The sequence below is a fragment of the Tenacibaculum sp. E3R01 genome (assembly GCF_003318185.1).
In the GTDB taxonomy this organism is placed as follows: domain Bacteria; phylum Bacteroidota; class Bacteroidia; order Flavobacteriales; family Flavobacteriaceae; genus Polaribacter; species Polaribacter halocynthiae.
Map to the genome: position 1 here is coordinate 98,039 of NZ_QOCC01000023.1, position 11,947 is coordinate 109,985.

At 29.6% G+C, this 11,947-nt stretch carries 10 protein-coding genes; 4 read left to right on the forward strand and 6 right to left on the reverse strand.

The features are described 5' to 3' along the window. Nucleotides 1-132 precede the first annotated feature (132 nt). Nucleotides 133-1,503: a saccharopine dehydrogenase family protein gene (locus DS884_RS11585; protein ID WP_113786865.1), complete on the reverse strand. Its 1,371-nt coding sequence runs from the start codon at nucleotides 1,501-1,503 to the stop codon at nucleotides 133-135. Nucleotides 1,504-1,584: 81 nt separating this feature from the next. Here DS884_RS11585 and DS884_RS11590 point away from each other — a divergent pair, with 81 nt between their 5' ends. The 3 genes from DS884_RS11590 to ade all read left to right on the forward strand — a co-directional run bounded on the left by DS884_RS11590 (nucleotide 1,585) and on the right by ade (nucleotide 5,362). Then, nucleotides 1,585-1,968 (forward strand): DUF423 domain-containing protein, encoded by a 384-nt coding sequence (locus DS884_RS11590; protein WP_113786866.1) that lies wholly within the window; start codon nucleotides 1,585-1,587, stop codon nucleotides 1,966-1,968. Nucleotides 1,969-2,052: 84 nt separating this feature from the next. Next, nucleotides 2,053-3,645: a phosphoenolpyruvate carboxykinase (ATP) gene (pckA, locus tag DS884_RS11595; protein ID WP_113786867.1), complete on the forward strand. Its 1,593-nt coding sequence runs from the start codon at nucleotides 2,053-2,055 to the stop codon at nucleotides 3,643-3,645. Between the two features lie 94 nt (nucleotides 3,646-3,739). Beyond that, nucleotides 3,740-5,362 (forward strand): adenine deaminase, encoded by a 1,623-nt coding sequence (ade, locus tag DS884_RS11600; protein WP_113786868.1) that lies wholly within the window; start codon nucleotides 3,740-3,742, stop codon nucleotides 5,360-5,362. Nucleotides 5,363-5,427: 65 nt separating this feature from the next. On the opposite strand, the gene DS884_RS11605 is transcribed toward ade, so the two are convergent. Next, nucleotides 5,428-5,766 carry a hypothetical protein gene (locus DS884_RS11605; protein WP_093870318.1) on the reverse strand — a complete coding sequence of 113 codons (339 nt, stop codon included), beginning with the start codon at nucleotides 5,764-5,766 and terminating at the stop codon, nucleotides 5,428-5,430. A 260-nt stretch (nucleotides 5,767-6,026) separates the two neighbouring features. Between DS884_RS11605 and DS884_RS11610 the strand changes: the two genes are divergently transcribed. Beyond that, a complete protein-coding gene (locus DS884_RS11610; protein ID WP_113786869.1) occupies nucleotides 6,027-7,883 on the forward strand; it encodes a M1 family metallopeptidase in 1,857 nt (618 codons plus the stop codon). Nucleotides 7,884-7,984: 101 nt separating this feature from the next. Here the strand turns inward: DS884_RS11610 and DS884_RS11615 are convergent, their stop codons facing one another. The 4 genes from DS884_RS11615 to DS884_RS11630 all read right to left on the reverse strand — a co-directional run bounded on the left by DS884_RS11615 (nucleotide 7,985) and on the right by DS884_RS11630 (nucleotide 11,901). After that, nucleotides 7,985-8,428, reverse strand: a complete 444-nt coding sequence (locus DS884_RS11615) for a hypothetical protein (RefSeq protein WP_113786870.1) — start codon at nucleotides 8,426-8,428, stop codon at nucleotides 7,985-7,987. Nucleotides 8,429-8,593: 165 nt separating this feature from the next. Next, on the reverse strand, nucleotides 8,594-9,004 hold the full coding sequence (locus tag DS884_RS11620; RefSeq protein WP_093870315.1) for a hypothetical protein: 411 nt from the start codon (nucleotides 9,002-9,004) through the stop codon (nucleotides 8,594-8,596). Nucleotides 9,005-9,380: 376 nt separating this feature from the next. Further along, entirely contained in the window at nucleotides 9,381-10,127 is a 747-nt protein-coding gene (locus DS884_RS11625; RefSeq protein WP_113786871.1) for a LytR/AlgR family response regulator transcription factor, read from the reverse strand. After that, nucleotides 10,120-11,901, reverse strand: coding sequence for a tetratricopeptide repeat-containing sensor histidine kinase (locus tag DS884_RS11630; RefSeq protein ID WP_113786872.1), 1,782 nt, complete (start codon nucleotides 11,899-11,901; stop codon nucleotides 10,120-10,122). Before DS884_RS11630 ends, DS884_RS11625 begins: the two co-directional genes overlap by 8 nt. Nucleotides 11,902-11,947 lie beyond the last annotated feature (46 nt).

Sequence of the window (11,947 nt, forward strand, 5' to 3'; positions counted from 1 at the left end):
CTATTTTATTTTTAATAAGTATTTACTATACTGTTTTTATGTAACTGTGATAATAAATGACTCAAAATTAGTGTACTTTTTATTGTTAATAATCTTTTGTAAGTTAAAGATTATTTTTTAAATCAATAAAAATTAACCTTTTACGCTCTCAGGATTATACCCTAAAAAAGGTACATCTTTCTCTTTAAAAATAATTCCATACTCCTCCAACTCCTTTAAAATAGGCTCATACACTTCTTTATTTATTGGCAACTGTACTCCTGGAGTAGTTATATCTCCATTCAAAATTCGTAATGCAGCCATGGCCACTGGTAATCCTACAGTTTTTGCCATAGCGGTATATGTTTGATCATCTCCTTTAATAATCATACTACTTTCAACCTGATGCTTATCTCCATCTTTCTCATAACCAAAAATATGGTGCATTACAATCATATCTTTATCTTCTTTTTCTAAAGTCCAAGAATCCATTAATATTTTTTGTAAAATTTGTGCTGGTGTTGCATTCTTTAAGTTTACTTTCTTCTCTGGATTAAAAATATCTAACTCTAAAAATTTATCCCACATTATATCATCTTGGTCAATTTTTAAATAAGAACGAAACTTTAACTCAACTGAGTCAGAAGGAGAGTATGCCAAAAATAAATTCGTAAAATCACGGTAACTCATATTTTCAGAATCCTCAATAGTATAAGAATCATCAGTCATTCCTAACTGAACAAATACATTCCAAGCTCTAGAAAAACCAACTTTACGTACCGTTCCTCTGTACATTGTTTCTATGTCTTCCAATCCATAAATACTTCTATACTTTAAAGAATCTCTATTAGCATAAGCTTCAAATTTCCCACTTCCATTAATCGTTAAAAACTCTGTTCTTCTAAACAATTTATGGTAAGGTATATATTTATAAGTCCCTTCTTGAATAAACATAGAAGCACCTCCTTGCCCTGCTAAAACTACATTTCTTGGATTCCAGGTAAACTTATAGTTCCATAAATTAGTATCACTCTCAGGCGCTACCAAACCTCCACAAAAAGATTCAAATAATAACATTTTACCTGAATCATCTTTAATTCTATCAATTACTTGCATAGCACTCATATGATCAATCCCTGGGTCTAAACCAATTTCATTCATGAAAACTAAGCCCTTCGATTTTACTTGGGCATCCAAAGCTTTCATCTCTTCAGAAATATAAGATGCAGTAACCATATGTTTACTATAAGTAACACAATCTTTTGCTACCTCTATATGGAAACGTGCAGGTAACATTGATATCACAATATCAGCTTTTTTTATCGCGGCTATTCTTTCCTCTTCTTTAAATACATCTAACTTAATTGCTGATGCATTTTTATGCCCATTAATTTTCGACAATGCATTTTCTTCTGATACATCTCCAATAGTAATATGTAGATTTTCTGTTGAAGACTTATCTAACAAATATTTTATAAGCGAAGAACTAGATCTTCCAGCACCAATAATCAATATATTTTTCATCTATATAATGTACTTTTGTTCTTATTAATTTAGGGTAGCAATATCGTTAAAAAAGTTTAATTTTAAACAAAAACTTTAAAAATGTATAAAAATTTAACAACAGCTTCAGTTTTAGGAGCAGTAGCAGTGGTTCTAGGTGCATTTGGTGCACATGCTTTAAAAAATAAATTAAGCCCAGAAGCTTTAAATAGCTTTGAAACAGCTGTGAAATATCAAATGTATCATGCTCTTTTTTTATTATTCATAAATGTAAGTAATCAAATAACCACCTCCTTTAAGCATAAAATAAGTCTTTTAGTAATCATTGGTATTATTTTATTCTCTGGATCTATCTACGCTATCCAGCTACTAAGTGTTCCTGCTAAATATATTTGGTTCATTACACCATTGGGGGGACTATTATTAATTTTAGGTTGGTTTTTAACCTCTTTTTATTTTTTAAAGAAAGTTATTAAGAATGAATAGTTAATAAAATTTGCTGATGTATCAGGTGTTTTAACAAAAAGAACTATTTTTGTCCCAAATAAAACACAACTAAAATATTTTAAGATGACAAATCTTGATGCGAAAACGATTTCGATAGACAGCCTGGGTATTAAAGATGCTACGGTGCGTTATCAATTGACTTCAGACGAGTTGCATGATATTACTATTGAAAAAGAGCAAGGAGAAAATACTAGTTTTGGTGCATTAGCAGTCAAAACAGGTGAATTTACAGGACGTTCTCCTATGGATCGATTTATCGTTAAAGACGATATCACCAAAGATGAAATTTGGTGGGGAGATATAAACATCCCTTTCGATTCCGAAAAGTTTGATAAATTATACGATAAGGTTACTGCTTATCTTTCAAATAAAGAGGTTTTTGTTAGAGATAGTTATGCTTGTGCTGATGAAGACTATAAATTAAACATTAGAGTCGTAAACGAATATCCTTGGAGTAACATGTTTGCTTACAACATGTTTTTACGTCCAACGGAAGAAGAGTTAAAAGGATTCTCTCCTGAATGGACTGTCGTTAATGCTCCTGGATTTATGGCAAACCCTGAAGTAGATGGTACACGTCAACATAATTTTGCTATTTTAAATTTTAGTAAAAAAATAGCTTTAATTGGAGGTACTGGCTATACTGGTGAAATTAAAAAAGGAATTTTCTCTGCTTTAAATTTCATTTTACCTGTTGATAAAAACACATTACCAATGCACTGTTCTGCTAATATTGGAAAAGATGGTGATACTGCCATTTTCTTTGGTTTATCAGGTACTGGTAAAACTACTTTATCTACAGATCCAAACCGTAGTTTAATTGGAGACGATGAACATGGTTGGACTTCTGAAAACACTGTTTTTAACTTTGAAGGAGGTTGTTATGCTAAGGTAATTGACTTATCTCAAGAAAAAGAACCTGAAATTTACGGAGCAATAAAGCGTGGTGCAATATTAGAGAACATTGTAATGGATGAAAAAGGAGATGTTGATTTCCATAATACTTCAATTACTCAAAACACTCGTGTAAGCTACCCTATTTATCATATTGAAAACATTCAAAAACCATCAATAGGAAAGAATCCTAAAAACATTTTCTTTTTAACTGCTGATGCTTTTGGTGTATTGCCTCCAATATCTAAATTAACACCTGGTCAAGCTGCTTACCATTTTATTTCTGGTTATACAGCTAAAGTGGCGGGTACTGAAGCTGGAATTAATGAACCTTTACCAAGTTTTTCTGCTTGTTTTGGTGCTCCATTCATGCCTTTACATCCAACTCGTTATGCTGAAATGCTAAGTAATAAAATGCAAGAAGCTGGTGTAAATGTATGGTTAATTAATACAGGATGGACTGGTGGTTCTTATGGTACAGGAAGTAGAATGAAATTAAAGCATACGCGTGCTATGATTACTGAAGCTTTAGAAGGTAAGCTAGAAAATGTTGAATTTGTACAACATCCAATATTTGGATTATCAATGCCTACAACTTGTGAAAATGTTCCTGATGAAGTTTTAAATCCTAAACAAACATGGGCAGACAAAGATGCTTATGATGCTAAAGCAATGGAATTAGCTACTTCATTTAGAAAGAATTTTGCTCAATTTGAAGAAATGGCAAGTGAAGAAATTATTAAAGGAGGGCCAATAGCTTAACTTAAAAAATATAACAATTAAAAAAGCATCCTGTAAAGGGTGCTTTTTTTATGCAGAAATACTACTTATTTTAGCATTTATAAAAGAACAAAGAATGACAATACAAGGAAATATAGTTGATATTATTAATAGACGAATTTATAAGGGTGAAATTGAATGTAAAAACGGAAAAATAGTTACTATAAAAGAAGCTAATCATTCGATTGAAAACTATATTATCCCAGGTTTTGTAGATGCACATATTCATATTGAAAGCTCTATGCTAGTTCCTTCTGAATTTGCAAAAATTGCAGTAATTCATGGAACAGTTGCTACTGTTTCTGACCCACATGAAATAGCAAATGTACTAGGAATTGAAGGAGTTAATTTTATGATTGAAAATGGGAAAAAAGTCCCGTTAAAATTTAATTTTGGTGCTCCTTCATGTGTTCCTGCAACTTCTTTTGAAAGTGCTGGTGCAATCATTGATTCAGATGACATCAAAAAAATGATGGAAAACCCTGACATCAAGTATCTAGCTGAAATGATGAATTACCCAGGTGTTATATATGATGACACTGAAGTTCTAAAAAAAATAACTTGGGCTAAACACTACAATAAACCTGTAGATGGTCATGCTCCTGGTTTAAGGGGGGATGATTTAACTAAATACATTTCTGCTGGTATTTATACAGATCATGAATGCTTTACATACGAAGAAGCTTTAGAGAAGCTTCAGAAAGGAATGAAAATTATTATTAGAGAAGGTAGTGCTGCTAAAAACTTTGATGCTTTAATTGATTTACTACCTGATCATTTCGAAAACATGATGTTTTGCTCTGATGATAAACACCCAGATGATTTATTAGTTGGTCATATTAATGACTTATGTAAACGTGCTGTAGCTAAAAATATTGATGTTTTTAAAGTATTACAAGCTGCTTGTATAAACCCTGTGAAACATTATAATTTAGAGGTCGGTTTATTAACAGAAGGAGATGATGCCGATTTTATAGTGGTTAACGATTTAAAAGAATTTAATGTTTTACAAAATTATATTAATGGAGATTTAGTTGCTGAAAACGGAAAATCTTTTATTAAGTCCGTAGAATTTAAAGTTTTAAATAATTTTAATACTGATAAAAAAATTATATCTGATTTTGAGTTTCATTCTTCTTCTGATAAAATAAGAGCTATTGAAGCTTTGGACGGTGAATTAATTACCAACGAAATTGAAGTAAACTCGTTAATTAAAGAAGGCAACTTAGTTTCTAATATAAATAATGATGTATTAAAAATGACAGTAGTAAATCGTTATCAAAACTCAGAGCCAGCTATTGCTTTTATTAAAAATTTCGGATTGAAAGAAGGTGCTATTGCTAGTTCTGTTGGCCATGATTCACATAATATTATAGCTGTAGGTGTTTCAGATGAAGCTATTTGTAAAGCTGTAAACCTTTTAATTGAAAACAAAGGTGGTATTTGTGCAGTTTCAAATACTGTTGAAAAGCTAGTACCCTTACCTGTTGCTGGAATTATGAGCGACAAACCTGCTAATGAAATTGGAAAGGCCTATGCTGAGTTAGATACCATAGCAAAACAACTAGGGAGTAAACTTCGTGCTCCATACATGACATTATCATTTATGGCGTTACTAGTTATTCCTTCTTTAAAATTATCTGATAAAGGATTATTTGATGGAAACACATTCAAATTCACTTCTCTTGAAGTAAAATAGAAAATAATAAAATTCATTTTAAAACAAAAGCTTGTTTAACTAAAAATTAAACAAGCTTTTTATTTTTACCAATTTAAAAGGATTCCTTTCCCTCCACAAACCTTGCTTCCAAGCACCTCAATATCTACATTATAATTCAAAGTTTTATTAGTAGGATCGGAGTTTAAAATTATTTGTGTTTTACCTGTCCCCACAGCCCCACTAATTTCAACAGGTAAAGGATCCATTAATTCTAAAAATCTAGTTCCAATTGTAACTCCTGCAAATTTAGCAGTAACAGTAATATTCTCTTGAGTTAAATCTAAATTATAGGTAAGTAATAATGGGCCAAATTCTCTTGAACCACCATGTTGACCTGATAATTGCTCTATGTTTACTGGATAATTTGTAGTTTGCTCTGACATAATAATTAGTTTTAAAGTGTTTATTACTTAATTTTTTCTTAAAAGTACCCTAGCTATTTAATGTTTTAGAAAAAAAAGGTACAAAAACATCAATTTTGTGTATAAGAATACGAAACCATAGAACTAATTTCATGAAGTATCTAATAATATTAAATTACCTACCAAGCTTATATAAAAACAACATGCTCTACCTTATTAAATTATCAATAAAATGAATATTTTAAAAATATAATAATACTTTAGTGCCACAAAATCACATCATGAAAAAAATAAATCTTTTAAGTTTTTTAATCTTAATTTGTTTAACAAGCTGCACAGACATAAAGAAAGAAGAAAAAGTAAGTAAAAAATATGCAGAAGAGCCACACTCTTTTTCAAAACCTAACCAAGCGGTTATTACCCATCTGAATCTAGATATTAATGTTAATTTCAATTCAAAACAAATTGAAGGAACTGCAACATATAATATCACTAGCAATGAAGCTTCTGAGATTATCTTAGACACCAAGTTTTTAGAAATTAAAAACGTGCTAGCCGACAACAAAGAAGTGAAATTTTCTCTTGGAGATTTTAATAAACAATTAGGGAAAGCTTTAAAAATACCTATTACTTCAGCTACAAAAACTATCACAATACATTATAATACTACTAATAAAACAGAAGCTTTACAGTGGTTAACACCTCAACAAACTGCAGATAAAACTGATCCGTTTTTATTTACACAAGGGCAAGCTATTTTAACCCGTACTTGGATACCAATACAAGATAGTCCGCAAATTAGAGTTACCTATAACGCAACTGTAAAAGTACCATCTTCATTGATGGCTGTAATGAGTGCCGAGAATCCTAAAGTAAAAAATGAGGATGGTATTTATACATTTAAAATGAAACAAGCTATTTCTCCTTACCTAATTGCACTTTCTGTTGGTAATATAGAATATAAAGCTGTTAGTAATAGAACTGGTATTTATGCTGAAAAATCTGTGTTAGATAAAGCGCATGAAGAATTTTCAGACATGGAAAAAATGGTTGCTGCTGCTGAAAATTTATATGGTGATTATGACTGGGAACAGTTTGACGTTATTGTTTTACCTCCTAGTTTTCCTTTTGGAGGAATGGAAAACCCTCGTTTAACATTTGCAACTCCAACTGTTATTGCTGGAGATAAAAGTTTAACCTCATTAATTGCTCATGAGTTAGCACATTCATGGTCTGGAAATTTAGTTACAAATGCTACCTGGGATGATTTCTGGTTAAATGAAGGATTCACTGTTTATTTTGAGCTACGTATTATGGAAGCTTTATACGGAAAAGACAGAGCCAACATGTTAGCACTTATAGCTAAACAAGATTTAGAAGATGAGCTAGAAGGCTTTAAAGATTCTCCTGAAGACACTAAATTAAAATTGAACTTAAAAGGACGTAATCCTGATGACGGAATGAATAGCATTGCTTATGATAAAGGATATTTATTTTTAAGAACTTTAGAAGAAACTGTAGGTAGAGAAAAGTTTGATGTTTTTTTAAAAAATTATTTTAAAACTCACGCCTTCTCTACAATGACTACTGAAAAGTTTATTACTTATTTAAATGCAAATCTTTTAGAAAAAAATCAAGTTGAATTTAATACAGAAGAATGGATTTACAAACCTGGAGTTCCTAAAAATCAATCAATAATCACTTCTGATAAATTTAGTAATGTAGAAAAAGTGTTATCTGAGTTTATTAACAAAAATAGGATTGATGCTACTATTACAAAAAACTGGACAACACAAGAATGGGTTCACTTCATTCGTAATTTCCCTAAAGAAATTACAGTAGAACAATTAACAACACTTGATACTACCTTTAATTTAACAAGCTCAACAAACTCTTACATTGCTATGGTTTGGTTTGAAAAAGCCATAACGCATAATTATAGAGGTAATAATGTTGATGCTACTATTGAAGCTTTTTTAACTAACGTTGGTAGACGTTGGTATGTATCAACTATTTTTAAAGCGTATAAAAACAGTAGCAAAGTAGATGAAGCATTAGCTATATATAAAAAATCACGTGTTAACTATCATTCAGTAACCGCAAATACTATTGATGACATGTTAGGATACAAAGAATAACATTCAGTAAAATAATACCACAAAAAAACTCAGAATTTAAAATTAAATTCTGAGTTTTTCTTTAAAGTAAAACGCATAAACTCACTTTTTATACAGTTTCCCTAGTTCCCGTTTTTTCTTGGATTTAAAACCCCAGCGGTAATAGTATAAATTGGCCCTTCTTGAGCAAATCCAAAAATACCATATTCTCCACCTTCATAAATTTGATTTTCTCTTTCCCCAAAAGGCACCTTTGCCCAATTTATAACATCTGCTTCAGAAACAGCTATTGTTCTACTAGGGTAAGATGGATCAGTTGGGCAAAAAATTTCAACTGTAAAGCTTCCTTCTAAACCATTTTCTGGTATTAAAAACCAAGTTGGAGTTGCTGGTGCTTGTTTCCCTTCTTGTGGTGGTATTGGTAAAGCAACATTTTCATTTACTGGGAAAGATCCTTCACGTAATGATCCGTTGCATACACCTACAATTTTACAACATAATTTATCTCTATCTGCTGCTCCTGGATCATTTTGACTTAAAACTGATAATTGAAATACTTTTGACATAATTTCTGTTTTTTTTTAGTAAACTAAACTGTCTAAAAATTGTCTTTACAAATAAAATGAAGTCATCTTAAAATATCTGATTTACAGATTACTCTTAAATAAAAAAATTCGCAATGACTTTAATGATGAATTTTTAGGCAGTTTCATTATTATTAATAATTAATTTTAAACGGTAGCCGTAGCCTTAACATCTAATGTTATATTTAAATTACCCTGAGCCCAAACCACTCCTTCTAATGGTTTATCTTCTTTATTTAATAAACTGTATGGTTCACCATCATTTAAAGTAAATTCAAAATTATAAGGCCCTCCCCAATTTAAACCTGCATATACTAAAGAATAGTTTCCTGCTGGTATTTTTACAGTGATAGCTCCACTTAAATCTTTTGATGTACCTCCTTCTGGTTGATATGTACCTGAAAAAGTTCCATTTTCACTTGCTTCTACATTGATATCTAAATCTACTGCATGAAAATTCCCACTTTGTATATTACATATTTCATAACTTTCGCTTCCATTCACAGCAAAAAGAACAAGTTGATTATCACATTTTGTTATGTTAATTGTATTTGACATAATTTCTTTTTTGGGTTAGTAATTAAATTCGAAAAATTGTAGTTAACTATTATTTCTAATTCAAAATTACTTTAGAAGTACCCTAGAAATATAAAAAATGGAATAAGACAAGAATTCTTTTCCACAAAGGAAGAAAAGTATGGAATGGAGTATTAATTATTATATGTTTTACACTTTATAGTTTGATATAAATACCATCAATGATGTAAGATTAATTTGTTAGCTAACCAATACCAATAGATTGCTTCTTTCGTACCTCAATCGCAATGACTTTTTTATATTTTCGCAAAGCTTTTAATCCTAAAATGTATTATTAGGAACAATTAAGATGTTATTAAAAGACAAATTCACATCTACAATGAGATTGTAGATGGCACTATTTCAACGTACGGACTTTTTTTATTATATCTTTATAACGCTCACTTAAGGTAACATGGTGATCGCCTTGTAATAAAATAAGATTATCAGAAGGTACAATCTCTAGTATTTTCTCCATGTTTACAATGAAGTTTCTATGTGTTCTGCAAAAAATAGACGAATCTAATAGCTTTAAAATTTTAGTTAATGAAATTAAAATGACAAACTTTTCTTTTTCTGTAATGATATTACAATACTTCTCTTCAACTTCAATGTAAATAATATCAGAGAGTAATACCTTTTTTAACGACTTCCCTTTTTTAATAAACAAGTAATCGCTACTTATAACAGTATCTTCTTCTTCGTCTAAAAAAACATCATTTTGATCATAAAATTTTTCTACTGCCATTTCAATAGCATATAAAACCTCTAACTCATTAAAAGGTTTCATTAAATAACTAAACGGTTGAGTTAGCTTTGCTCTTTCAAAAATTTGACGATCGGTAGAACTAGTTAAAAAAACAAATGGTTTTGTTGCTTCAGGAACAATACTAATGGTTTCTGCAAAAGAAATACCGTCAGCTACTCCATTTAAAAAAATATCTATGATAACAATATCTACCTTTACCTGGTAAAATTTAGTTAATGCTTCTTTAAAGTTTCTAGCAACTCCAGTAATTACATAATTATTGGCTTCTAGCACTTTAATTAAACGATCACTTTCTGCTGGAGTATCTTCTATAATAAATACATTAACATTATCCATTATCTTGTTTTTTAGGTAAAGATACAATCATTTTTGTACCTACACCTAATTCACTTTCTATAGAAAATTTTCCATTATTTTTTTTAACCATTGTCTTACATAATTGCAATCCTAATCCAGTACCTATAACATCTTCATGTTCTTTTTTAGATAGTAGCAACGTATCTTCTAAAAGCTTTAAACGAGTTTCATTTGTCATTCCCATACCCGTATCTTCCACTATTAAATCGCAGTAACCTTTATGTTCATTTCTTGAATATACTTTAATCTCTCCATCTTTATTAGAAAACTTTATGGCATTATCTAACAAATTTCTAATAATTAACTTTAATGACTCTTGATCTGCTAAAACAAGATCTTTTTTAGACACCTTATTTTCAAACTGAATGTTTTTTTCAAGCATTAAAGGTTTATAATTATAAGCCATTTGCTCCACCATAAAAAACAACCGAGTAGATTTTATTTCGAAATAAACTTGTTTGGTTTGCGACAACGCCCAATGCAATAAGTTATCTAACAACCCATACGCCCCGTTAACAATAGCACTATTTTTCTTTAATAAATTACCCAATGCATCAATATTTTTAGAAGCCAAATTATCTAACAAAACAACATTACTACTTTTTAAAGCATTTACTGAAGAACGCAAATCGTGACTAACAATAGAAAAAAGTTTGTCTTTTGTAGCATTTAAAGCATCTAAATCTTCTTTTTGATGTGCTATAATTTTATTTCGTTTTACTTTTTCTCTATAAAAGTAAACACTAGTTAATAATAAAATTAACAACACAATAGCGGCATATAAAAGCTCTTTTTTTTGTGCTTCTTTAATTTTATTTTCAGCTTCTAAAAAAGTAACCTCTTTTTGTTTTTCTTTTACTGCAAATTCTTTCTCTTTTTTAGCTACTTCGTAAATTCTATTTTGATTATTTAAAGAATCCTTCCATTTTTCAAATTCTTTTCTATATACCAACGCTTTTTGATAATTTTTACGATTTTCTTCTACTACAGCCATATTTTTTGCTGTTAACCTTTTTTGATCATAAACTAAGCGTTTTTGATTCTCAGTATAATAAGCTAATGTTTTCTGATTTTTTAATTCTTTAGCTAAAGAATATGCTTTTTCAAAATAAGGGATAGCTAAATTATCTTTGTATTGTTCGTAGTAAAAATTAGCTATATTTATGTAAGAAACAACTAATTCTGAAGTGTCTTTTTTTTGTTCAGATATTTTAATTCCTTTTACTAAATATGATTCAGCTTTATCAAACTTTTTAAGATGTAAGTAGCATAAACTCAAATTACTCAACACACTTCCTTTATCTACACCTAAAAACTCATTAAACCCTTCTTTTTCTACTTGCCTAAAATATAATATAGCCTTATTAAACTCTTTTTTTTCTAAAGCTATTGTGCCTAAAAGCATTTGAGTATTCTGATAAAACTCAAATGTATTTGAGATATTAAAAAACTCTTTTCTTGCTTCTTTAAATATTCTTTTTTTATAAAAACTATACCCTCTTAAAAAGTAACAATATTCATTTAATTCGAAGTCATTTTGAGTAGTCAATAATTTTGAAGAATATACTAAAACTGAATCAAACTTACTTTCTAAAAAATAAGTCTGAACTTTACTAAATATTTTATTGCTATTGAATTTTTCTGTTTTCTTTTGTACTTGTTCAAAAAAGACCTTCTGTTTATTATTTATCTGAGATAATAATAACTGGTTAAAAAAAGCAAAAAATATTACAAATTTGATTTTAACACTCATTTACTAAATTTTCAGCAATTTAGTAAATTTAAAAAACAAATAAAGG